This window comes from Pelagicoccus sp. SDUM812002, assembly GCF_031127835.1.
Lineage (GTDB): Bacteria > Verrucomicrobiota > Verrucomicrobiia > Opitutales > Opitutaceae > Pelagicoccus.
The window spans coordinates 20,783-46,689 of sequence record NZ_JARXHX010000013.1; the positions used below are offsets into that span (position 1 = coordinate 20,783).

General features: G+C 53.3%; 15 protein-coding genes. 9 read left to right on the forward strand and 6 right to left on the reverse strand.

Annotation, left to right across the window (positions count from 1 at the left end; all coding sequences use genetic code 11):
* The first annotated feature begins 561 nt into the window (after positions 1-561).
* From QEH53_RS17110 to QEH53_RS17120, 3 genes are read left to right on the forward strand one after another with little or no spacing between them, the layout of a single operon-like run.
* Positions 562-6,984, forward strand: a complete 6,423-nt coding sequence (locus tag QEH53_RS17110) for a DUF1800 family protein (RefSeq protein ID WP_309024431.1) — start codon at positions 562-564, stop codon at positions 6,982-6,984.
* A 6-nt stretch (positions 6,985-6,990) separates the two neighbouring features.
* Positions 6,991-8,391, forward strand: coding sequence for a DUF1501 domain-containing protein (locus tag QEH53_RS17115; RefSeq protein WP_309024432.1), 1,401 nt, complete (start codon positions 6,991-6,993; stop codon positions 8,389-8,391).
* 38 nt (positions 8,392-8,429) lie between these two features.
* Positions 8,430-9,002 (forward strand): hypothetical protein, encoded by a 573-nt coding sequence (locus tag QEH53_RS17120; protein ID WP_309024433.1) that lies wholly within the window; start codon positions 8,430-8,432, stop codon positions 9,000-9,002.
* Between the two features lie 403 nt (positions 9,003-9,405).
* Here QEH53_RS17120 and QEH53_RS17125 read toward each other — a convergent pair whose 3' ends face one another.
* Positions 9,406-10,815, reverse strand: a complete 1,410-nt coding sequence (locus QEH53_RS17125) for a sigma-54 dependent transcriptional regulator (protein ID WP_309024434.1) — start codon at positions 10,813-10,815, stop codon at positions 9,406-9,408.
* A 455-nt stretch (positions 10,816-11,270) separates the two neighbouring features.
* On the opposite strand from QEH53_RS17125, the gene QEH53_RS17130 reads away from it, so the two are divergent.
* The gene (locus QEH53_RS17130; RefSeq protein ID WP_309024435.1) at positions 11,271-13,061 is read left to right on the forward strand and encodes a sulfatase; all 1,791 of its coding nucleotides are present in this window, start codon (positions 11,271-11,273) and stop codon (positions 13,059-13,061) included.
* Positions 13,062-13,095: 34 nt separating this feature from the next.
* On the opposite strand, the gene QEH53_RS17135 is transcribed toward QEH53_RS17130, so the two are convergent.
* Positions 13,096-13,962: a 50S ribosomal protein L11 methyltransferase gene (locus QEH53_RS17135; protein ID WP_309024436.1), complete on the reverse strand. Its 867-nt coding sequence runs from the start codon at positions 13,960-13,962 to the stop codon at positions 13,096-13,098.
* Between the two features lie 16 nt (positions 13,963-13,978).
* Positions 13,979-14,500, reverse strand: a complete 522-nt coding sequence (locus tag QEH53_RS17140; RefSeq protein ID WP_309024437.1) for a hypothetical protein — start codon at positions 14,498-14,500, stop codon at positions 13,979-13,981.
* A 233-nt stretch (positions 14,501-14,733) separates the two neighbouring features.
* Between QEH53_RS17140 and QEH53_RS17145 the strand changes: the two genes are divergently transcribed.
* Genes QEH53_RS17145 through QEH53_RS17155 form a run of 3 tightly spaced genes read left to right on the forward strand, consistent with a single transcriptional unit; the run spans position 14,734 to position 21,017 of the window.
* Entirely contained in the window at positions 14,734-18,168 is a 3,435-nt protein-coding gene (locus tag QEH53_RS17145; RefSeq protein WP_309024438.1) for a transporter substrate-binding domain-containing protein, read from the forward strand.
* 26 nt (positions 18,169-18,194) lie between these two features.
* Positions 18,195-19,823: a response regulator gene (locus QEH53_RS17150; RefSeq protein WP_309024439.1), complete on the forward strand. Its 1,629-nt coding sequence runs from the start codon at positions 18,195-18,197 to the stop codon at positions 19,821-19,823.
* 18 nt (positions 19,824-19,841) lie between these two features.
* Complete coding sequence (locus QEH53_RS17155) at positions 19,842-21,017, forward strand: response regulator (protein ID WP_309024440.1); 1,176 nt, start codon at positions 19,842-19,844, stop codon at positions 21,015-21,017.
* Between the two features lie 10 nt (positions 21,018-21,027).
* Here the strand turns inward: QEH53_RS17155 and miaA are convergent, their stop codons facing one another.
* Positions 21,028-21,987, reverse strand: coding sequence for a tRNA (adenosine(37)-N6)-dimethylallyltransferase MiaA (gene miaA / locus QEH53_RS17160; protein WP_309024441.1), 960 nt, complete (start codon positions 21,985-21,987; stop codon positions 21,028-21,030).
* A 139-nt stretch (positions 21,988-22,126) separates the two neighbouring features.
* On the opposite strand from miaA, the gene QEH53_RS17165 reads away from it, so the two are divergent.
* Positions 22,127-22,963: a UDP-2,3-diacylglucosamine diphosphatase gene (locus QEH53_RS17165; protein ID WP_309024442.1), complete on the forward strand. Its 837-nt coding sequence runs from the start codon at positions 22,127-22,129 to the stop codon at positions 22,961-22,963.
* A gap of 270 nt (positions 22,964-23,233) precedes the next feature.
* A complete protein-coding gene (locus tag QEH53_RS17170; protein WP_309024443.1) occupies positions 23,234-24,124 on the forward strand; it encodes a mechanosensitive ion channel domain-containing protein in 891 nt (296 codons plus the stop codon).
* A gap of 196 nt (positions 24,125-24,320) precedes the next feature.
* Here QEH53_RS17170 and QEH53_RS17175 read toward each other — a convergent pair whose 3' ends face one another.
* Positions 24,321-24,893, reverse strand: coding sequence for a hypothetical protein (locus QEH53_RS17175; RefSeq protein WP_309024444.1), 573 nt, complete (start codon positions 24,891-24,893; stop codon positions 24,321-24,323).
* A gap of 6 nt (positions 24,894-24,899) precedes the next feature.
* Positions 24,900-25,907 carry a flotillin-like protein FloA gene (gene floA / locus QEH53_RS17180; protein ID WP_309024445.1) on the reverse strand — a complete coding sequence of 336 codons (1,008 nt, stop codon included), beginning with the start codon at positions 25,905-25,907 and terminating at the stop codon, positions 24,900-24,902.

Consider the following 25,907-nt stretch of genomic DNA (forward strand, 5'->3'; position numbering starts at 1 on the left):
TCACCCGTTACCTCGTGCTGGGACCAAGCCGGCATCGCCCACAATACTGCAGAGCTACACCAAGCATCACTATCGTACGTTTCTTCTTCATTTGAGTCGCTGAAAAATCCTCTGGGTCAACGAATCCACCATCGCACAGCACATGCCAACAGCTGACAAAACACGTTAGCTCCTTTCTATCTGCACTTTAAGAAAACATATCGAGCAGTACGAAACTGGCTGTTGGGAAATTGAACCCAAGTTGAAAGGACTTTTCTGGCGATCCTTCCGTAAATATTTACCGGATCCACCGGTGGGGCCAAATACCATTTCTATACTCACAGGGGATTTAGGTGCTGCTACGCGGGATTCCACTCGACCCGACCAAGAACCCGTAGGCGATCCGCCCTACCACCCTTCCAGTGTATAAATTTATATTACTCAGTTGGGCTATTAATGGTTGAGGAGACTTCCATTCCCTCCGTTCCCCGACGGAGGTTCAATCCATTTCGAAAGTTCAGGCTCTCGGTTTCGGGTGGGACCGCTCTTTCGAACCAACCACCAACTAAATTTCGAGCCTTCATGAGAGTTCTCCAACTTTGCTGTAGACAATTACTCCACACAATCATCGCGTCGTTGTTGATCGGATACACAACGCTCTCTGCCTTCGGGCAGGAAAACGGCGTCACAAGAGAGGTCTGGACTAGTCTGGAAGGAAGTGGGATAGAAAATTTGATCGCCAGTCCCAACTACCCTCAAGCACCCACTATCCGCGATCTCCTGCCGACCTTTTCGACGCCCGTTAACTTCGCATCAACCTACGGCACCCGTTTGAGATCCTACCTAACGCCAAGTGTCAGCGGCGAATACAGCTTTTGGATACAAGGCGACGACAATTGCGTCCTCTACTTCGGCAGCGACGGAACTCCCAACTCAGCGACTCTTATCGCTTCCGTACCCAGTTACACCAGCTCCAGCGAATGGGATAAGTATCCAGAGCAGCACTCCCTCAAGATCACTCTAAACGCAGGTCAAACCTACTATCTCGAAGTCCTCCACAAAGAGGGAACCGGCGGTGACTTCGTGAATCTAGCCTGGGACCTCGCCGGAAACTTTACTCGACAAGAAATTCCAACGGAGCGATTGACGCCCTACGAATCCGCCCCCGCCTATGATCCGGACATAAACCTCTACGTGGAAGCAGGAGCGGCTCAAAGTGTCTACCTGCCCGCCAGTAGTTTTCAGCCCTCAGCTAGCGTTCTGTCAAAATCCGCCCCACTTGAAACCTTAGCCATCTCATGGAGCCAAACCTCTGGCTCCGAGGCAATCATTTCCGACTCGGACACGCTTACACCTACCATAGTCGCCCACACACCCGGAGTTCGTACCTTTACCCTGTCCGTATCCGACGGTACCGAAACACGGACGGACACAGTCGCGGTATCCGTATTCGAACCACTGGCTGAAGGCACCGGTTCATTTACCCAAGAGATCTGGCTAGACGTCGATAGCTCGCAAGTCGAAGGCTTGCTCGACAAAGCCGACTATCCTTCCCGTCCACATCTCATTCGTACAACTGAGGACCTTACCGGACCGCGCAACTGGGGAGACCGCTACGGCACTCGTACCCATGGACTCATTACACCTCCCACGACTGGTACCTACACGTTCTACGTGACGGGCGATGACGACGCCGCTCTTTTCCTCAGCAGTGACGACTCGCCATCCAACAAAAGCCTAATTGCCTTTACACCAGAAAACACGGCTGAAGGCGCTTGGACCCAATTTCCAGAGCAGATCTCTGACCCGATTCTTCTCGAAAAAGGAGAAACCTATTACCTCGAGCTTCTCTTCTCCACTCGCTACGGCAACGATTTCCATGCTGCTGCGTGGAGTGTCGAAGGCGGACCTATCTCAACTATCGGCGGAGAGTTTTTCATTTCCGCGATCGCAGAGAACAACGCACCTAGCTTCGAATCTGCAAGTGCGTTCGTCGTAGAAGCAGGGACCAATCGAAGTGTTCACAGCCCCGACAGCTCAGTCACCCTTCAAGGTAAAACGCTGAAAATTCTCGAATCATACACAGTCGAATCTATAACCTGGAGCCAAGTATCCGGTCCAGCCTTAGCCTCTCTGTCCAATGCGAGCGAACTCACCACGATCGCAACCCTACCACATGAAGGCAGCTACAAATTTAATTTAACGATAAGAGCGAATGGTATCGAAGGTTCGGATACCGTCGAGATCAACGTTCTCCCTGCAATCAACGATCAAACGGGCGGCTTTACTCGCGAGGTTTGGCTCGGGATAAAAGGCGAATCCGTTGAGGATTTGAAGCTCCATTCAGACTTCCCCAATACTCCACACCTCGTCGACCAACTCCCTTCGCTCGCGGGTCCGGAGAACTGGAACTATAACTACGGATCTCGTGCAACCGGTTTCTTGATCCCCACTCGCAGTGGCCCTCACACCTTCTACATTACTGCCGACGACTCTGCTGTCTTAAGCCTGTCAAATGACAGCTCACCAGCTGGTCTTCGCGAAATAGCCACCTCAGGACGACGTTCAAGAGGTGATTTCCGCGATTCAGGACAAATTTCCGAGGCTATCGACTTGATCGCTGGCAACAGATACTTCGTCGAAGTCCTGCACAAGCAATACTACGGGAATGATCACTTCGAGGTGTCATGGAGCTTCGGTAACGAAAACTCTCCAACACCGATCGGCGGAGGCAACCTCGAACCGAGTGACTCGACCGCCATTCCGCTCGACATCGATCTTCCTGAATACGCCTTCGCTGGACCAGACCGTCATTATTACGCCCCAACTCGATCTTTCGATTTGACCGGAAAAATCCTGGAGGTTGGAGCAGAAGACAACTTCCACAAAGTAGAATGGTTCTACCTCGGTGAAAACTCAGCAGTAAGCATCGAAAGTCCGAACAAACTAAACACTACGGCCAAGGTGCCTAGCGAGGGTACCTACCGCTTCCGCCTCACACTGAAAACGTCCGGAAAGACGCACTATGACGACGTATCCATCCACGTACTACCGCAACTCAACGAAGATACTGGCGGAGTAAATCGTGCCGTTTGGCTGAATGTCGAGGGCTCGACCATTGAGAGTCTGCTGCTTCAGGATCCTCTCCTTCGGTCTCCAGCTTTCGACGACATCATCCCTAGCCTCGAAACACCACTAGACTGGACCGACAACTACGGCACGCACATCATCGGCTACATCCATCCTCCTGCAACTGGCGACTATCAATTCTGGCTCGCTGCCAACGATGCCGCTGAACTCTATCTCTCACCTAACGAAAATCCGGAGGACAGCATCCTGGTCGCTTCGACCACTAACGCAGTCAGTTCGCGCAATTGGGATCGCTACGAGAGCCAGGCATCCGCTCCGGTCACCCTAGAAGCTGGCAAAAAATATCTCATAGAAGTTCTCCACAAAGAAGGCGGAAGTTCAGACAACCTAGCAGTCGCGTGGGGTGGTCCGGGGCTCAACCAGCGTGAGGTTATTTCTGCCGGCTATCTATCGCCGATCTACCCAGCTCAAATGTCCGCCGAGGAAATCCTCGTTCTAGCTGGCGAGGATCAATCGATCCGCTGGCCGCTTGCCAGCGTCGAGCTCTTCGCCCGCGTCTACGATCAAAAGGACGGCCCGGAAACGCTAGATTACCAGTGGTCGTCGTCGGACGAACGGGTCGCATTCTCGACTCCATCAGACGTATCAAGCCAAGCAAGCTTCCCCGAGCCCGGCAACTACACCATCAGTCTCACCGCGTCAGATGGCGAGAATTTCGCGACCGATTCGCTAAGCGTAACTGTAGCTCCCGCTTACTTTGACAATATAGGCTCAATCACTCGCGAAGTTTGGCTCGACCTTCCAGGCTCTCAATTGGACGACCTCATAAGCGATGAGCGATTCCCAGACAGTCCCGACATCGTGGATACAATCGACGTTTTCGACCTCCCACGCCATTGGGCAGACTACTATGGCACCAGAGTTCGCGGCTTCCTAATCGCTCCGAACACCGGTGACTACCAATTCTACGTTTCCGCCGACGACTACGCTCGCGTATCCATAAACACAAACAGTCAGTCATTCGATGGGCTCAAGCAGATCATCAACAGCCAGGGCTATTCCGACTACCTGCGTTGGGACCGAAGAGAAGATCAAGCCTCCGCACCGATCCGACTTAACGCAGGCCAAGCCTACCCGATCGAATTGCTGCACCGAGAAAAGAACGGCGGTGACCACGCAGCCTTGGCTTGGAAGCGACCTGGCTCCGATGAAATCGAAGTCATAACAGGTCGCTATCTATCTCCAGCTAACGAGGCTGAACCAGCCTCTAAGAATCTCATCGTAGTAGCCCCTATAGACATAATTCAGCGGTGGCCCCAAAACATTATCGACCTGCACGGCCTCGCCATCGATCGAGCCTACGGCCCTGAATCACTAAAGACACGCTGGCAGCAAACTTCCGGCCCAGGAGTTCTGACCTTTAGCTCGACGATCGATTTGGAAACAAACGTGCACGTTTCCGAACCTGGCGAGTATACACTTCGCCTTTACGCGTCCGACGGCAGCGAGGAGATCTATGACGAGATGAACATCACCATCGATGCTGCTCTATCAAGCCGTGCTGGAGCCGCAACTCGCTCAACGTTCACCGACATTGCTGGCGACCGCGTCGTGCATCTTGTTACCAACGAAAAGTTTCCCCAAGCCCCCGACTCGCAAGGCCCCATCCCGCAGCTCGATACCGAGACCAACAGCGATGGAGACAATTATGGCACCTTGGTCACCGGCTACATTCATCCGCCTGTTAGCGGAACTTACAGATTTAGCGTTTCGGGCGATGATTGGGTAGAGCTCTGGCTAAGCCCAGACAACACCGCCGGGCACAAGGCTCTCGTTTGCTTCACTCCTGCCGCTACTGGACAATACGAGTGGGACAAGTATCCAGAGTACCAGACATCAACTGAGATCGAGTTAGACGCTGGTCAAAAGTATTACCTCGAAATCCGACACAAGGAGAATTCTTGGCGCGATCACTTCGCAGTCGCATGGTTGCAACCAGACGCGGATGAAATGAAGATCATCCAAGGAGCCTACCTCTCCCCGCTCGACGATGATGCTGTCATCGATTCTCCAGAGATTGTGATTTTGGGCAACGATACCACCACTATCAGCGTTGGCGCGACCTTCAACGACCCAGGCTTCTATGCTGTAAACGGCAGCGGACAAAATATTAATGACCAAGTTGTGGTAACCAACCATGTAAACACAGAGATAGCGGGGATCTACTCCGTGCGCTATCAAGTGGTCAACCCGAGCACCGGCTTCGCCGAGACCGTAGTGCGCACTGTAGAGGTCGTTCCTGCGGTGAGCCATCCAGCCATCTATCCGGACCCTTCGTGTAGGCCGCCGTTGATGGTCGAATGGGAGGAGCCGGTGCCGGGACAAATTTCCGCGGAAGACGCATCGCGCTTTCTCGCTCAGGCAACGTTCGGCCCGACCAAACAAGACATCGCTCGCGTACAGGAAATTGGATACGAAGCATGGATCGACGAGCAGTTCTACATCGAACCTTCTTACCACAGGGACCAGATGCTGGCCCTCCGCCCAGCCTTAGACGATCTTGAGTTCCGCCCCTACGCCGACGAACGGCTCGTCACTTGGTGGACAACTGCCATTTCTGCACCTGACCAACTTCGCCAACGAGTCGCTTTTGCCCTGAGCGAGATTGTGGTGCTGTCCGACAAGAACAGCTTCAATCGCCTAGGACTCGCCACTGCCAACTTCTATGATATACTCGTGCGCAACGGATTCGGCAGCTACGAACAAATCCTTCAGGAGGTGACGGTCAACCCGCTCATGGGAGAGTATCTGACCCTGCTCCGCAGCGACAAATCGTCTCCAGACGAAAACTACGCCCGCGAGATTATGCAGCTCTTCTCCATTGGTTTGATCATGCTCAATCCTGATGGCACACCGCTCTGCGACGTAGACGGTCACAGCATTCCGACCTATGACAACGATCTAATCATCGAACTCGCCCGAGCTTTCACTGGCTGGACCTATGCAGGTTCAGACAACTTCAACTACACTCCATATGGGGAAACCGATTTTTTCTCTCCAATGGTTCCATTCGATGACCACCACGACTTCGGTAAAAAGACCCTTACAGGTGGTTTTACCCTGCCTCAAGGATTATCGCCGACGGAGGACCTACGTCGCGCCGTCAAACACTTCGCAGATCATCCCAATGCTGGGCCATTTGTAGGCTACCGTCTCATACAACGTTTGACCACTTCGAATCCAAGCCCTGGATACATCTATCGCGTAGCTAAGACCTTCGACGACGACGGCAACGGCGGCCGCGGAAATCTAGCAGCGGTCGTAAAAGCAATCCTACTTGATCCCGAAGCTCGCGATCCGGACACCCACGGTCGCAACCGATTCGGGAAACTCCGCGAGCCTATTCTTCGTCTCACTCACCTGTTACGCAGTTTCGAGGCGGAAACCTCCAGTAATCCTCCTGTTTTCGGACGTTATCCCATCCACAATACCACGGAAGCCTTTGCCCAATCGCCGATGCAAGCGCCAAGCGTATTCAACTTCTTCTCACCAGAATACGCTCCGCCAGGCGAGATCATGAATCGCGGGCTAGTCGCCCCTGAATTCGCAACCACGACAGAAATCACGACCGTGGACACTGCCAACTTTCTACACGAAACCATCGGTAGCGACGTTCCACTCTGGTGGCGGTACTCGACAAGCATCCGGCCAAATCTGTCCGCTCTAAGTTCGATTGCTTCCGATTCCAATGCAATTCTCGACGAGCTCAATGTACTACTCATGTCCGGCAGCCTCACAGCCAAAACCAGAGCTATCGTAAAAGCAACCATCGACAACATCGACGAACCTGAGGAACGCGTGGTGACGGCCCTTAAGCTACTCATCTCCAGCCCAGAATTCTCCATCCAGAAGTAGACAGCTATGAATCCAGAATCCAATATCAACGACGTCAATCGTCGCAGCTTCCTCCGTCTCACAGCTTGCGCAGCGGTAGGAACATCGAGCCTATTCTCCACTCTGTTCAATCTTCGTCAGCTCAACGCAGCAGCTGCCGATGCGACCTCCGGAGTAGACGTTGACGATTATAAGGCGATCGTATGCATCTTTCTTTATGGAGGAAATGATTCAAACAATCTGCTTATTCCAAGCGACGCTGCGACTTACGCGACCTACGCGGCCGGCCGGGAGCAGCTCGCCATACCTCGCACCGAACTCCTCGCTCTCAATTCGCTCAACACCGATGGGCGTTCGTTCGGTATCCACCCTTCCATGACAGGTTGCCAAGAACTCTTCAATAGCGGCGACCTCGCCATGGTTGCCAACGTGGGCACCCTTCTAGCGCCCGCAACCCTATCAGACTACCGCAATCGCACGGCTGCTATCCCGGATCACCTTTTCTCGCACAGCGACCAGCAGGTGCTTTGGCAAACCTCTATCAACGAAAACGCGTCCATCGACCCTTCTGGTTGGGGCGGACGTATCGCCGATTTGATCCATTCCACTCACAACGACTCCAGCATCTCGATGCTCGTGTCCCTCTCTGGCTCTAACTTTTTCCAAGTCGGCCGCACGCTACTCCCATTTCGAACAGACGCGAATGGCTCGTCGACTTACGACATACTAAACGGTTGGGACACTCACGCAACCACGCGAGCGGAAGGTTTTCGCCAACTACTGGACAAAGACTACGCCAACGTCATGGAGAAAGCCTTCGCCGACATTTCGAATTCCGCAATCAAAAATGCTGATACCTTTAACGAAGCGATCACAGCAGCCGACGACTTCGAAATGCTTCCTGACTCCAGTCTCGGCCGTCAACTCCGCATGGTCGCAAAAATGATACAGTCACGCCAAGTCCTCGGCCAACGCCGCCAGGTTTTCTTCGTCGCCACAGGCGGCTTCGATACTCATGGACCACAATTGGACTCACACGCCGGACTGCTCGGAGGACTTGATTCTGCAATCAAAGGCTTTCACGAAGCCCTCGGATCTATCGAGGCCCAAGACTGTGTTACCTCTTTCACCGCATCCGATTTCGGGCGAACCTTCGACACTAACGGTCGCGGTTCCGACCACGGCTGGGGCGGGCATCACCTCGTCATGGGCGGGGCCGTCAATGGGCAGCGCATCTACGGAGACTTCCCAGACCTCAATTTCGGAAGCTCGCAAGACACGGGGCGCGGCCGCTGGCTTCCCACGACTTCGGTCGACCAATACGGAGCCACCATCGCCCGTTGGTTCGGCATTCCAGAAAGCGAACTCCCAACCGTATTTCCCAACATTGGAAACTTCGCCGCTTCCAACCTTGGCTTCATGAGCTAACGGTTCTGTAGGAATCGGTTTAGTGCCACGACTCAAGAATGACTCCAAAATTCAAATACGCGAACTTCGCAATCGCCGTAATCGCGCTGCTAGCTGGAGGTATCTACCTCGGAACCCTGCTCCAACCAACGCCTCGGCCACCAGAGCAAGCAAACAAGGGACCCGACCTTAGCCCGAAGGAGGTCGAGCGGATTCGAAGCATCCCAAAACCCAAAGCTCCTTCCCCTCCGACCACTGATAAAGCTGCAACCACCTCGACGCGAATCAATGCGCTCGCTCAGTTAAACCAGCCCAACAACGACCCACAAACAGACATTCGCATTATCGAACACCTTCTTGAGCAAGTGCACACGGTCTTCCACGAGCTTCCAACTGGCGAACATGACGAAATCGTAGCCTTCCTTCGCGGAGCCAATCCCCGAGGTATTCAGTACATCCCAGACAACGATCCAAACTTAAACGACGACGGCAAAGTCATCGACCGCTGGGGCACGCCTTTTTTCTTTCACACCTTGAGCCGTCACCGCATCGAAGTTCGCTCCGCCGGCCCAGACCAACTACATTGGAGCGAAGACGACGTTATTACGGAATCACAAGCGACCGAGAGTTAATTCGCGTATCTACTTTTCAACTACTGCTACACCCAGATCTTCCAGCCACTCGACCATCGTCTCATAATAGCCATCAACCGGATTCCAGCTATTGCTGCTTTAGAGCATTTCACGAAAACCACCAGTTGCGCTCTTCTGAAGGTTATAGTTCCCATTCGGAAAACGCTTCACTGTGAGTAGAGACTCATCAAGGGCGGACCGGTAAAGTGCCTCTGTCTTACGCCAATCGACACTTGAATCTTTTTCTCCAAACAGAGCAAGAACCGGACATTCCACTTGCGAAAGAACCGTAGGAAATTCAGGCACGTAACGAAGTAAACCCGTCTCGGGATCGAAGTCGCGCCCCACTTTCGAGCTTCGGTTACAGGACTTCCGTTTTTTTAGCGAACCGCGCCGATAAGAGCTACTTGCCCTTTTTCGTTTTGCGATAGCGGATGTAGTCACGAGCCACGCCGATGCGTCGTGCCGCCTTGGATACATTTCCCCCGCACTTCTCGATCGCGAGGTCGATGAGCCGATCAATAGCAGCTTCCAAAGAAAACCCCTCTTGCGGAAGTTCCCAAGCAGGGTTAAGCCAATCGCCATTACTGGCATCCCCCCAGGCTACCCCAGAATCACCGCTAGTACCGGGCATACCCAGAAATTCGAGACTCGACGCATCTCCAAGAACGAGCGCGCGTTCGATCTCGTGCTCAAGCTCGCGCACGTTTCCGGGCCATTCGTAACTGCTGATCCAACAGCGACACCGATCGGAGAAGGCTGATTGTTTATAACCGTATTTGCGAGCGAGACCGACTAGGAGGTGGTCCGCCATACGCAGGGCGTCCTCCCCGCGGTCTCGCAACGGCGGAACCGTAAAGCAAAGCAGATTGAGGCGATGGTATAGGTCCTCACGAAATTCGCCATTGGCTGAAAGCTCCTTGAGCGGTTGATTCGAGGCAGCGATCAATCGCACATTCACGTCGATCTGCTTGCTGCTCCCCAGCTTTCGAATTCGCCCTTCTTCGATCGCCGTCAAAACTTTTGCCTGCAAGACGGGACTGAGACTCGCGATCTCATCGAGAAACAGGGTACCGCCGTCGGCCGCTTCAAACAAACCGATCCGTGCCTGCTTCGCATCGGAGAAAGCGCCTTTCTCGTGACCGAAGAGTTCCGACTCCGCCAATTGGTCGGGCAAGGCTGCGCAATTCACCACGACCAACTCCTTATCGCTACGCGATCCATTGGCGTGCAACCAACGGGCTAGGCTCGTCTTGCCCGTTCCGGTCTCCCCTTCGATCAAAACCGGCGGAAGCTTGTCGCTCAACCTGCGATCCGCTTCGATCACCCTATCGAGCTGAGCTCGGAATACGTCCAACGAATCACCGAAGAAAAGCCCTTTGTCCGATGTCGGTTGATTCCTGGGCTGGTTACGATGCCGTTTCAGTCGTGACTCCCGACGACCACTCTGAGCCCTACCCAAAACCAACGAAACTTCTTCCGGGTCGAATGGCTTAGCAAGGTAATCGCTCGCTCCGCGACGCATCGCATCCACCGCGGCGGATACACCCCCATCGGCTGTCATGATGACGATCGGTACGTCTCCCTGAGCTTGGGCTACCTCGATCAGATCGAGACCCAGGCCATCGGGCAGCTTCACGTTCGCCAACACATAATCGAGCGGCAAACGTTCGAGCGCATTGCGACCTTCATCGAACGTTCCGACTGCAGTACAGGACGCGCCTTGGCTTTCCAAATATACGGCTAAACGCTTTCTCAGTAAAAGCTCATCTTCGACAATCAAGATTTCCCGCCCGCTTAGCAATGCGCTCATGTATCCAACAAGTCCTGACTTGCCTAAAGAATCAAGCCCAACCTCGCATTCGTATTTCGCGATTTCTGAAGCCCAAGATGCATCCCTTGAAGTAAGCCAAAAGTGAGGTATTGCCGAAATAGACCTCAAGCCTCTTCCTTAACAATCGGTTCCTGATCCTCCTCTCCGTTTCGGTAATGGATCGCTGGCTCGCCGCTATGTGCAACCAAGGAAAAGCCTTCCTGCTAGGTCAGCACCAGAAATGGTATCTATGTGTCGCATAATTCCGAATACATTTTACAATCAGATCAATTGCAGAAAGGCGAAGATGAACCTGGCATCGCAATGCTGGAAAAACTCCTTTCTACTCGAATTCAGCAAACATTCCGCCATTATCCATCGCAATGCCACGAATCAGGTGAACCAAAGGATCCCTGGCAACGTATCGTCTAACAACCCACCCCACCCAATTCACCATGGAAAAGCTGAAGCTCGCCCTAATCCTCCTCCTAGTTGCATGCACAGTTAAGCTGCGCGCTTCGGACCGCCCGAATATCGTTTGGATCTCAGCAGAAGACCATGGGCCCCACCTCGGGTGCTACGGAGACAACTATGCCAACACGCCTCATCTTGACGCCTTTGCAGAGCAGAGCCTTCGCTACACGAAAGCCAGCTCCAACGCTCCCGTCTGCGCTCCGGCACGCACCACAACCATATCCGGCATGTATCCACCCAGCTTGGGCGCGCACAACATGCGTAGCCGCGTGCCCTCGCCCAGTTACCTGAAATTCTTTCCAGTATACCTGAGAGAAGCTGGCTACTATACGACCAACCAAAGTAAAGAGGACTACAACCTCGAGACCGATGACAAAGGTTGGGATGAGTCATCCAAGACGGCCCACTGGAAAAACCGAACGTCCACCGAGCAGCCTTTCTTCGCGGTCTTCAACTATACCGGCACCCACGAAAGTCAGATTAGGAACGAAAATGAAACCCCGCGCCACGACCCTCAGCTCGCGCCCCTTCCTCCCTACCACCCGGACATTCCGGAGATTCGCAAGGACTGGGCTCAATACTACGACCGACTCACAGAGCTCGATTCGTACTTTCAATCGAAACTCGATGAGCTCGAAGCCGCTGGGCTATCTGACGACACCATAGTCATCTTTTGGTCGGACCACGGATCCGGCATGCCTCGTGGAAAACGCTACCCCGGTTGGTCTGGCCTGCACGTCGCGATGATCGCCCACATACCAGAAAAGTTTCAACATCTAGCCCCCGAAGACTACCTCCCCGGCGGCACGAGCGACCGCCTAGTCAGCTTCGTCGACCTAGCGCCTACTACCCTAGCTCTCGCCGGAATTGAGGCACCCGACTACTATCACGGGCAGGCATTTCTCGGCGAGAGAGCGACCGCGACACCGAGCTATTCTTACGGTTTCAAAGGACGCATGGACGAACGCATCGACGAGTGCCGCACTGTCACAGACGGCCGTTACGTCTACATCCGCAACTACTATCCTCACTTGCCTCACGGACAGTATCTCTGGTACCAGCAGCAAACCCAAACCACAAGCAAATGGTATCAACTTTTCAACGACGGGAAGCTAAACGACGTTCAGTCCGCTTTTTGGGAACCGCATCCTGCCGAGGAGCTCTTCGACCTCGCCCACGATCCTCACGAAACGGAAAACTTGGCAAACAGCCCGGCCCTTAAAGATACCTTAGCGACGCTTCGCGCAGCGCTCGCCGACCACCAAAACGAAACTCGGGACCTATCCTTCATCCCTGAGCCAATTATACGTAAAGCAGTTCTCGCCGGAGAATCACCTGCAGAGGCCTTCGCTTCCTACTTCGAGCCAAACTCAGATCGAACGAACCTTCCTCAGTACCCAATACCTCAATACTGGAAATTTGCGAACCTCCTTTCGGCAAGTGAAGAGGAGATCCAAACCGCCCTGCCATCAGCTATCGCGGCCATCGATCACGAGGAACCTTCCGTAGCCGTGGTCGCCTCGGAATTGGTAGCGTTAAAAAGCACAGATATCGGCGTTCGCGAACAAGCGCTTGAGACACTCGTAGCCTACGCCCGCTATCCGGAAAACGAGCTCATACTTAGTTTGCAGGCTGGTCTAGCCCTTGACCACGCCCACGCTGCCGGTGTCGAGCTTCCTGATTCGGTAAACCAACTGATAGCCGACCACGAAAGCATCCCTGGTTGGGCAAAATCCTACCGCCCGCGTTTGCTGGAGCGCTTTCAGAACTAGAAGCGAGCCAACTCAAAGCTCGTAGCGCATAGCTTTACGCAAGCAAGGTCACGCTCGACCATTCGCCCAGTTCGTGAATTTGGATGTCCTTCCAATCGCGAAGCGGCGCAAAGGCGGCTTTCACATTCTCCGCTTCATGGGTCAGAATGCCGCTCAAAATGAGCGTCCCGCCCTTAACGACAACCGGAGCAATCGTTTCGCTAAATTCGATCAATACCACGGCCAAGATGTTTGCCAGCACGAGATCGTAAGGCTGCTCCGAAAATCCAGAGAGCAAGTCATCTACAGTGAAAGGCACCTCCGGAGTCTCGTTCAGCTCACCGTTCTCCACCGCGATACGCACTGCGTCCGGGTCGTTGTCGAAGCCCGTTACCGTACCAAAACCCAGACGCTTAGCTGAAATCGCCAAAATCCCTGAACCGCAACCCGCGTCGACAACCTTGAGCGACTTGAGGTTCTCGGCTCCTAGACGTTCGCGAGCCTCGATCAAGCGCTCCACGCAGAGCCGAGTCGTGCCGTGATTTCCGGTGCCAAAGGCCATACCGGGATCGAGCCAAACAGCCTCGTGGCCATTGGGCAATTCGTATTCATCCCTCAACCACACCGGTACCCAGTGAAGGGGTCCAATCGCCCAAGGCTTGAAATGCTCCTTGTAGCTGTCCTTCCAATCGGAGTCCTGTATTTGGCGCAGCTTAGCGTCTCCGCTCACGCCGGCGATCGCCGAAAGCTCAGCCCAGGCAGCTTCCGCTTCTATTTCCGTATCGTAGATGCCTTGCACTCGATATCCCTTGGCTTCGAAATCCTCGAATAGATTCCAGCGTGTCGCGTCTTCCACCTCGAAAACAGCTTCTTCCAGAATTGCGAATTCCTCTTGGGAAACAAATATCGTTATTTCGTACATAGCTAGAAAGTTGTGATTATCGAGCGAGTGGTCCTTTTTTGAATACACTGGATCCGATCACTCCGCCGAGAGCTCCAAGAATGAGCGAAAGCACTGAACCGGCTGCTAACATAACACCGACGACCAAAGGACGCACTTGCTCTAGGGTAAGGTTCTCGGCGAACTCTGCGGCCTCAGGCTGACCGTCCTCATAGAATTGGCGTAAGATTTCCTCGCGTGCCGTCTCAAAGTCCGTCTCTGAGAATCCATTATAAAAGACGATAGCGAACACAGCAAAGGCAACCAGCATGCCAAGGAACGAGGAGACCGCACCCAACTTTGCACCTGTCCCAGCAGTAAATGAAATCTTGTGTTGCTTCGCGAAACTTCCCGCAGCCGCGAACCCTCCGATGATGTAGTGCATGCAGAGGAAGATGTAACTGTAGCCGACGAAGCCTAGAACGGCAGTGATAGCGGCTGCGATTAGGATCGATTTCTTCTTGGAGCAGTTATCGAGGTCGACGATTTCACCCCCTTCTTGTTCGTTGATATCACTCATGGTTAAACCAGCATTGCAGCCTCATTTAAGTGGAGGCGAGGCAAAATTAACCTGCTTGAGCGGATCGAAGCAGAGAGGGGCCTTTCGCTTGACTTAGGACAAAAATGCTAGGCCTGCCAATCAACCAGCGTATCCACGTGAATCATACATGGGATGAAGGCCGCTCTAACGCCTATCCGTGGACTTCGGTACAGTGAAATGTATTGCGACTTCCCACGAAAATTATAGGAATTATGGCTAAGCTGTCCCCTATGAGTCTCCTGCCTCGCAATTCTATCGGCACGCTCTTCGCGTTATGCCTGCTACTATGTGTAGCAACGTCAAGCAACCGCGAGACCCAAGCGGCAGATGCAGGGAACGATGACGGAATCATCCGCATCGGATTGGCTGACGATTATGCTCCACTTTCACGTTTATCCGGAAACGAGGTGGAGGGATACTTGGTCGATCTCGCCCGTCGCATCGAAGGTCCTCTCGACCAGAAGGTGACTATTGGCGCTTCGTCTTGGACCGAACTGGAAAACCAACTCGAAAATGGAGACATCGATGCGATTTTCGGGCTGTATTATAGTGAATCGCGCAATCAAAAATACGCGTTCGGACCGTCGATCTTTCGCAATAAGGTCCTACTCTACCTCGATGCCAAAGCCGAGGAAGCCACATCCTTGCATCAACTTGAAGCGGGACGCTTCGCGGTTGTAGGCCCGGACTCCGTCATAACAAAAATGGTCACGGCACAATTCCCACAAATCGAATGGGTCGTCCTGGAAAACCTTTCGGAGCTTGAATCTGCTCTATCCGAAGACTTCGAATTGGACGGATTTGTTGAGGAGGCCCAAATCGCTTCGTATCTTATCCCCAAAATCGTAGGTCGCAATTTTACTGCAAGCGACGACGTCATCACCGAACAGGATCTGCGCCCTGTAACGCTTCGTTCCAGAGCAACTCTTGCACGGCGCATTTCCCATGCCATTAATAGCCTGCCTGAGTCAGAAGTCGCAGCCATGCAAATTCGCTGGACCCTACCGGCTAGCGGCATTCGCCCCCTAAACAAACCTGAAAACCAGAAGCTTTACCTTAACAGCGCGGAACAGCGGTTTCTCGCTTCGCATCCTACCATTCGCGTCGCTAGCGATCCAGCTTGGCCACCACTATCCTTCCGCGGCCAAGACGGTTCCTTGCGGGGAATCCAACACGACATTTTGCGGATCGTTGAGGAGAGATTGGACATCCGATTCGAATTTCCATCCTTCCAAGACTGGCCGGAAATACGACAGTCCTTCGAGGACGGTTCTGCCGAGATTCGTAGCGGGTCCTCCGAGGAGCTGAACGCCACCATCCCTTACCTGACCCTTCCGATCGTGCTTGCCACCCGTTTGGACCAGCCACTCGGGGTTCGCCTTTCAGATCTGAATGGCAAGAAAGTATCCATCGAGGCCGGCAATCCCTACGCTTATATGATATCCGCACTCTATCCGGAAATTTCAGTGGTGGAGTCTCGTACCGACCAAGAGGGGTTGGAGCTCCTCCTCCAGGGGCAGGTGGACGGGCATGTAGGCAACTACGCAGTGGTCGCCTACCTCGTCCGCGCGTCCTACGCCGGCAGCTTTCGGATATCGAATAAAATCGGGGTGAGCACCTCGCTTTCCTTCGTCATCCGCAAAGACCTCGAATGGCAACCCTTGCTGGGCCTCATGAACAAAGCCATCGCTTCCATCAGTGAAAGCGAGCGAGAAGCGATTCTCGAAGATTGGATCAAGGTCGAAGTCTCAAGAACGCTAGACCAAGAGGTGTGGGTAAAGCTCGCCGCCATCGTTCTCACGATATTTGCCCTAGCCCTCGCATGGCGACTCAGCACCTTGCGGATCCGACGCGAGCTCGTAAGAGCTAGGGAGCGAAATCTCCTCGCGGACAAAGTCGGAGCCGGCGGACGTTTCGAGTGGTTTCCGGGCAAGGGAAAAGTACGCTTCAGCCCCGAATTCTTCCGAATCCTCGGCTACAGCGAGAGGGATTTGGAGCACAGCGAAAAAACGCTCCAAGACCTTACGCATCCCGACGACTTCCGCACCGGCGCCAGGCAAACCAAATTGTGCGTCATGAGAGGCACGCCCTACAACTTCAAGCTACGGATGCAGCGTTGCGACGGAAGTTGGGCTTGGATATCCACCCAAGGTGTCCCGACCCACTTCTATCCGAAAGGCAGCGTAAAGCGCTACATTGGCGTCTTTCTCGATATTACGGAACTTCAGGACACTATAAACAAGCTGCACGAGCAGCAAGAGGTCGCCAAGAAGGCAAGCCGCGCCAAGAGCGAATTCCTCGCAAACATGTCCCACGAAATCCGAACTCCTATGAACGCGGTTCTCGGCTTCTCGCGACTGCTGCTGCGCGACCCGCAGCTCACCCAGCAGCAGCGGGAATACTCGCGGATGATCAATACCAACAGCGAACACTTGCTCAGCCTCTTAGACGGAATTTTGGATATGGCCAAAATCGAGGCCCGCAAGACCTCGCTCACCGAGCAAAACCTAGACCTGACCTTACTACTCGACGAGACCGCTAGCCTGTTCAGAGCACGGTGCGACGAAAAGGGCCTACGCTTCGAATATGTAATCGAGGCAGGGGTGCCGAAACGTATCGGCACAGATGGGACAAAGCTTCGTCAAATCATCTACAACCTACTGACCAACTCCCTCAAATTTACTGATAGAGGGGCCATCTCCTTACACGTCTGCGTAAATAATGAGGAGCTCCAGATCACCGTGGCCGATACCGGAGCAGGAATCTCCGCCGAAGAACAAGCCAAGCTCTTTCGCCCGTTCAATCAAGGCGCAGCAGGAACCGCAAAGAGCGGTACTGGCCTCGGACTCGCCATCTGCAAAGAATTTAGCCGACTTATGGGAGGAGATATAATCCTGCAATCCACACAAGGAGAGGGATCTAATTTCATCGTCCGTCTGCCATTCGTTGAGCTGGAAATCCATCCCCAAGAGGAGGAACCCCTCGTGCGCATACCGTATAAGGAGGCAGCTTCCCAAACGCTGCTCATCGTCGACGACAAGCTTCCAAACCTCCAATACATGGAACGCTTTCTCTGCGAATCGGGCTTCGCCATCTACCTGGCCGAAAACGGCATAGAAGCCATCCGCAAATGGAAGGAGCAATCACCTGATCTCATACTGCTCGATCTCCGCATGCCGGAAATGGACGGATACGAGGTCATCCGCCGCATTCGAGGCCAAGACGAGCTTCCTCAGCCAAAGATATTGGCTCTCACCGCCAGCGCATTCAATGAGCAGCGGGAGCGCGTACTCAGAGACGGCGCCGACGGTTTCATGACAAAACCCTTCGACGAAAACGTATTGCTCAAACGGATCGCCGCACTTCTCAATCTACCAACTGTTTCGAAAGATACCCCTCTTTCGATTACCACTCCTCATCCAATCCCAAAGCTTGACGCTCAAATCGAGCTCGATCCGCACCTTCAACGCGTCATCGTAGACGCTTGCCGCGGCGGCTATCTCGAAAAGCTGGAACGTGCCATTGCAACCCTTAGCCTTTCGCAACCAGCGGTAGCCGCCCATCTCAAAGAACTAGCCCATAACTTCGATTACGAACGAATCCTTAGCCTCATCTCCCCCACTTTAGAAAAGCAGGAGCAACCCTAGCCATCGAATCTCCTTACTCCTCGATCATGACCGAATCCAACCGCTACCGCATTCTCTACATAGACGACGAAAGCCAGAGCCTCCAAGCGTTCCGGCGTACCTTTAGCGACGTATTCGAGGTGCATATCGCCAGCAACTGCCAAGAGGGCCTCGAAATTCTGCGAAACCACCGCATTCAGCTGATCGTCGCAGACCAGCGTATGCCAGACGAGACCGGCGTCGAGTTCCTCAAAAAAGTACGCTCTCTCTACCCCCTCGTCATTCGCACAATACTGACCGGCTATAGCGACATAGAAGCAGTCATAGAAGCCATCAACCATTCCCACGTTTACCACTACTTCAAGAAGCCGTGGAATGAGGAGGAGCTAAAAATAGTCTTCCGCAACGCGATCGAGGCCGTCGAACTCACAATCGAAAACACCTCGCTTTCCCACGACCTGAAGGATGCGCTGGGAGAACTGGAAAAAAACGCAGAGACGCTCGAATTCCAACTCGCCGAGCGACAAGACCTCATAGACCAACTCGAGACGTCCAACAACGCAAAGTCCCGATTCCTGTCCACAATCAGCCACGAGCTACGCACACCGCTCAACCCTATCATCGGCTTTACCGACATGATGCTCGCCAAAGAGCCTGAAGGCGAATTCGCATCCTGCCTAGAGATGATCAATCGATGTGGACATGACATGCTGACCATGATCGACAGCATACTCGAATTCATCCAAGTGGAAAAAGGGCAAACGCTGGGAAAGATAAAACCCACCAACCTTAACCACATCCTGCTCGACAGCCGAGACCTCGCCATATCGCTTGTCGACGATCGCCCGATTCGCATAGAGCTTACCTTCCAGCATAACGGCGAAAAAGTGGAGTCACTACCGGAAGTGTTATCTTGGTTCGATCCCTTACGACAAATCCTCTTCAACCTCGTCTCTAACGCCTGCAAGTTCACCGATGAAGGCTTCATCTCGATCACCGCGAACCTAATTGACCTAGCCGGCGACAAGAGCCAGCTCGAGATCCACGTGAAAGACTCAGGGATCGGAATCAAGTCACAAGATCGCGACAACATCTTCGATCTATTCACCCAAATCGACCAATCCATATCTCGCAGGCACAGCGGGCTAGGGCTGGGACTCGCAATTTGCCGACAACAGGCCAAGAGAATAGAGGCAGAAATAGACCTCGAAAGCGAACTTGGTGTAGGCAGTCTCTTCAAGCTGAGGCTCCTCGTACATCCGATCGAGGAAACGTCTCAGGCGCCGCAAACCCACGACACCCTCGCTCCAACCACCCTCATTGGCAAAAACTGCCTCGTGATCGATGACAACCCCACGGACCTCAGCGTCACTTCGTCCATGCTGGAAAGCATCGGAGCCCACGTAAACGGTTCTCAAAAAGGAGAAACCGCCCTGCACGCCTTCACTGAGCAAAAAATCGACTGGGTCTTCATTTCCTACAGCGCTCAAGACAGTGGCAGTGCAGAGCTGATCCAAAAGATCATCGATCTCAAATTGGCGCCACTCTCTCACATCGTCCCCATCACGAACGACCCCGAGGAAACCGCGAGACCCGTGCTCCAAGCGATGGGGATCAAAAGCTGCTTGCGGCGCCCCTTCGAACTCAAGGGACTTCTCCGCTCCGTCGTGAAATAGCACACTCCGCAGTACAAAATGAGCGAACAAGAAACCGAAAGCATCATTGTCGTCGATGACGTTCAAGCCAACCTTCGCTTGCTCTGTGAGATACTCGCTCCCGCGGACTACCGACTACGCCCGTTTTCCAATCCACAGGCAGCCCTCCAATCAGCCTCAGAAGATCCCGCCCATCTCTACCTACTAGACGTAAACATGCCGGAGATGAACGGCTACGAGCTCTGCCAAAAACTGAAGCAGTACCCACAAACCAAGGACGCACCCGTCATTTTCATTAGCGCCAGCCGCGATACGAAGGACATCGTAGAAGGACTCCGCCAAGGCGCCGTCGACTACGTGGCAAAACCCTTCCATAGCGAAGAAATACTGACCCGCATCGAAACGCACCTTCAGCTCCAACGCACGACCCAGAGTCTAAATAAAAAGAACGAGATCCTCCACCAAGCCCTGAAAAGCCTAAAGGAAACGCAAAGCAAACTCATCCAATCCGAAAAGATGGCCTCGCTCGGCACACTCACCGCCGGCATCGCCCATGAGATTAATAACCCAGTCTGCTTTGTCCTAGCTAACGCTCGCCTGCTCGCCAAACGCCTCAAACTAGCAGAGTCTCAAAAACTTAGCCTATCAGCCGAAGAAACGACGGAATGGCAGGAAATGGTGGATAGCGTGATCGATGGATCGGAGCGAATATCCGAAATCGTCAACAGCCTGCAAACCTACTCTCGACACGAAGAAAACACTCACAAGCCCTTCGACCCCAAATCAAATATCGAAGCAACCCTTCGCATGTTTCGCCACGAGATCGATAGAAAGATCGAACTTAAGACGCATATCGAAAAACCGCAGCAACCGCTTCTAGCCAATCCTGGTCAAATAAATCAAGTCGTCGCAAATTTCATCAGCAATGCAATAGCGGCCGCTCGACAATCGAAGGCCGACCCACGCATCGAAGTCCGATCTAGCAACCTCGCAGGTAAGTACGCCATCAGCGTGAAAGACAATGGGCCTGGCATTGATGACGCTCACCTAAGGCAAGTTTTCGACCCCTTTTTCACCACGAAACCTCCCGGAAAAGGCCAGGGGCTAGGCCTATACATCGCCAGCCGTATCATCGAGGAGCACCAGGGTACCATAGAATTGGATACATCGAAAGAAGGCACCACAATCCGAGCCGTGCTCCCTTTCCGCGAATAGATCCGAACCCCTAGGAGAACAAAACGTCCAACTCCGGCAACTCCCCTCCACTTAAATCGAGCCGCTTTCCTACCCCTGGAAGTTGATTGCGAAACCACGTTCGCTGCTTTTTTGCTAAACGACGCGTATTGGTGGAAATCTTATTGGCCAGCATCAGTAAATCGTATTCACCACACAGATACGCAATAGTCTCGCGGTAGCCGATCGCACCGCAGGCACTCGGATTCTGCTCGATTCCCTTTTCTAGGAGAGCTTCCACTTCAGCCACTAAACCTTGCTCAAGCATCATTGAGACCCTCATGGCTATGCGCTCATTCAGCTCCCCTTTATTACGCTCTAAAACACACAGAGACTTAGGGGCCTCCACTAGATCGTTCGTCTGCTGAGCAAATGCCGCTTTGAGCTCCTGCAAAGTCTGACCAGACTGCATGCAACGCTCTAAAGCCTTCTTTACCCGGCGTGGATTATCTATATCCAGACCATCAAGGCCATCTGGGTTTCGTCTCCACAGTTCTGATACCGCTACGTCAAGCCCCTTTCCAATGAGCTCTTGAACCCTCTCCCTCGTATCTTGCGAGACAATGACCGCGTCCACCACCGGTTGGAAAAATGCCTTCAAGTAAAATCCACTGCCTCCAGTGACCAGGGCCTTTCTTCCGCGAGCTTGGATCTGTCGAATCCTCTCGATGGCCAGCTCTAGGTAGCGACCGATATCCATCTGTTGGTTGGGTTCGAGAAGGTCAATCAGGTGATGCGTCACGCGGGACAGCTCGGACGCACTAGGTTTAGCAGTGCCGATATCCATCCCTCGATAGAAAAGCAGGGAGTCGCAGTTCACGATCTCTGCTCCATTCGTTTCCGCCCATCGCAAAGCAAGCTCAGTTTTGCCAACTGCGGTGCACCCGCTCAGGCAATAAATTCGCTGTAGCGGCCGAACTTCGGCTACATCTTCCTGTCTGATTTCCTGCATTTGTGACTCTCGCGCAACCAAGTAGTTACGAGTCAGTTACATCTCTCAACTGCGAAAACAATTGACTCGCGCCACCCTAATCTAGCGTCATTACAAAAGAGGGTAACCGCACCAAACCTCCTTGGTCAGCTCGCAACTCATGAAGAAGCCACCGCTCAGATTCAAGACGATCTTCATATCAGACGTCCATCTCGGCACCTTGAACTGCAAAGCAAAGGAGTGTCTCCACTTCCTGAAGAATACTCGTTGCGACCGCCTAGTCCTTAACGGAGATATCATCGACGGATGGCAGCTAGGCCGTGGCAGCAAGTGGAGCAAGATGGACACGAAATTCGTTCGCTACGTTCTAAAGCGGGTCGAGAAGCACCAACAGGAGGTCATATATCTACGCGGCAACCACGACGACATCCTCAGCCGCTTCCTTCCCATGGAATTTTCCTCCGTGAGAATCGTCGAAGACTATGTTCACGAAAACCCGAGCGGCCGCTATTTGGTGCTGCACGGCGACGTGTTTGACACGATTACCAAGAATTTCACCTTCCTCGCCCATTTGGGCGATTGGGGCTACAAGATGCTCATGGGGCTCAACCGCTGGTACAACAAGTATCGCTCCTGGCGCGGCAAGGAGTACTACTCGCTCTCCAAGGCGATCAAAGCAAAGGTGAAGAAAGCCGTAAGCTTCATTTCCGATTTCGAGGAAAAACTCGCCAAGCTCGCTGCATCTCGTGGTTGCAAAGGCGTTATCTGCGGGCACATCCATACCCCGGCCGACAAGCACTTCGAGAATCTGCACTACCTCAACTCTGGCGACTGGGTCGAATCGCTCTCTGCAGTTGTCGAGCATGAAGATGGTCGCTTCGAGCTCGTCCACTTCAAGGACTTCGTGCTCGATTACCCAATGAGGATCGAGGACGTGAGCGGCGAGGACGAGCTGGAGAGTGAGATATCTGCCGGCTTGCTAGCGGAGGGATTCTAGTCCCTGAAAATTCGTCCGCTGACTAGGCCTGAAGTAGTTCTTGCTAGGAATATTTGCCATTTCGCTCGTGCAAAAACCACTAGTTCTTTCCCTCCAATAACTTAGGTTAAGAACCTCAGTTGAAGCGACTTTGGATTACCATTCCTCAGTCGGGCTGTTAGAATGCTGGTTTTTATAAATCACTAATAACCAACAGAAAAAAAGCTGGATCAAGGACTGCTTTACCATTTTCTTACAGCTTCCTTCCACCATCAACCTATTCCATCAATTATGGCACAAGAAGACATGACAGCTGCGGCCGATGCAGCAAATTCGGCAGACACATCAAACGAGGGCATCATGGCCTTCTTCACAGAAGAACGCGTCAATGGCATCGTAGAATGGGCTGCGGCAAACGGGCTAAAACTCGTCGCCGCCATTCTCATTTTCGTTATCGGCAAGTGGGTCGTCGGCAAGATTCGCAATGGCGTGAAAAAAGCCATGGAAAAGAAAGAGGTCGATCCAGCCCTCGTTTCATTCGGCACCAGCATCCTCTACTACATGTTGATGATCGCGGTCATCTTGGCTGCCGTACAGCAAATCGGTTTCCAAACCACCTCATTGGTAGCGATCCTAGGTGCAGCCGGCCTCGCTGTCGGACTCGCCTTGCAAGGCTCCCTCTCGAACTTCGCAGCTGGTGTGCTCATAATCATGTTCCGTCCTTTCCGCATCGGCGATGTCATCGACGCAGGAGGCCACGTTGGTAAGGTCGTTGAGATCGGCGTTCTCGTTACCATCATGCACAGCCCGGACAACAAAAAGATCATCGTGCCCAACTCGGCCATCATGTCAGGCAGCATTACCAACATCACCGCGAACGACACTCGACGCGTGGACATGTCAGTGGGTGTCAGCTACTCCGACGACCTCGACAAGGTGATGGATATCATCAACGATGTGATCAACGCTGACGAACGCGTCCTCAAGGACCCAGCGCCGCAAGTCGTAGTGTCAGAGCTAGCCGACAGCAGCGTAAATTTCCACGTGCGCCCATGGACCAAAAAGGAAGACTACTGGAATGTATACTTCGACTTCCAAAAGACCATCAAGCAGCGTCTCGACAAGGAGGGTGTATCAATCCCATTTCCTCAGCGCGACGTGCACCTGCACAAGGTCGACTAAGTCTCGAGGAACAAAAACCCTTCTACAGAGCCGCAGCCTGACCTCTGCGGCTTTTTTGTGATCGGCTGTTGGAACCGTTTGACTCGAATCATGGATTAGCCACTTCCAAGGTCGAGCAGCCTCGACTCCACCTCTGCAGTACCCCCCAAAAAAAACCGCCCTTTATAAGGGCGGCCGGAAATGAAAATTTCTCAACTCAACGCATACCAACTGGAGGGTCCAAAACCTCGCGAAGAACAATCGCTGTTTTGAGTGAGTCTCGGTCACCCAAACTCTGCCGCAGCCGCCTTCGTATGTCTCCATTGGATACAGCGCTTTCCTTGAGCGAAATCAATGGTTTCATCTTGGAAATGGAGCTCGCTCTCTTATTTGCCATTTGGCGTGCCTTTTTCGACTCCTCAAGCTTTGACTCGATTTCCCGACGACGCTCCTCGAACGGGTTTACTCGACCATAGGAGACGTCCGCGGACTCTTCGACCACAGGCTCAGCGCGCCTCGGAGAGACCGTAGGTCGTACAGGTTCCTCCTCTGCTTCCGGTTCTTCAAAACGGACAGATCGCGGCGGCTCGGCCGTCGGTCCTGCGTCTCCACGCTGACGTTCCAGAATCTTACGTCGAATCTCCTCTTGGATCTTCCGTGCACGTTCGGCAGCTTGCGGATCGTTTTCCTCTTCCTGCTCCGGCCTCTTCCCTTTGAGGGAAGAGATCATGTAGAGCAGAAAAATGACAACAGGGGCGAGCTTGCCGAGATTTTCAAAAAGCCAGTCCATTGCTCTCTAGCGGCTTTCCTTCTCGCTGTCGCCCTTACCGGAGATCGAGTCTCGCATACGAGTGTCGGACTCCACGTTCTTCATTTTATAGTAATCCATGATACCGAGATTTCCGCTGCGGAAAGCTTCCGCCATGGCGAGAGGAACTTCCGCCTCCGCCTCCACAACCTTGGCCCGCATTTCCTGAACTCTGGCTTGCATTTCCTGCTCGAGAGCTACCGCCGCGGCACGACGAATTTCGGCTTGGGCCTGAGCCATGTTCTTGTTGGCCTCGGCTTGAGCCTCTTGGAGCATGGCGCCCACGTTCTGCCCTACGTCCACGTCGGCAATATCGATCGAGAGAATTTCGAAGGCGGTGCCGACATCTAATCCGCGTTGCAGCACCATCTTGGAAATGCTGTCCGGACTTTCCAGAACCTTCTTATAACTATCCGCCGAACCAATGGTGGTAACGATACCTTCGCCTACACGGGCAATGATAGTCTCTTCCTTGGCCCCGCCCACGAAACGATCCAAGTTCGTACGCACCGTTACCCGAGCTTTCGCCTTAACCTGTATCCCGTCCTTGGCTACGCCATCGATCGACTTCTTCGGACCATCTTGGCTCGGACAATCGATGACCTTCGGATCAACGGAAGTGCGAACCGCTTCGACTACAGATTTACCGGACCCCTTCGTCGCAAGATCAATCGCGCAGGCCTGTACCCACTCCAGCTTTATACCAGCTTTCTTGGCCGCGATGATTGCCTGAACTGTCGGGATCAAGTTACCCCCGGCAAGATAGTGGGCTTCGATTTCACCCTCTCCCAATTGGATGCCAGCCTTGATCGCTGTGATCTTTGCGTCGACAACGACTCCGTATGGGGCGCCACGTAAGCGCATCGCGATCAAGGTAGTGAATCCCACTCTTGCATCGGAAAGCCAAGCTTTCAACCACGTCTGAATAAAAGCCAATAGGTAGAGAAAAACTACCAGCCCGATAATGCCCGCCACTACTAGGGCGATTGTAATCAT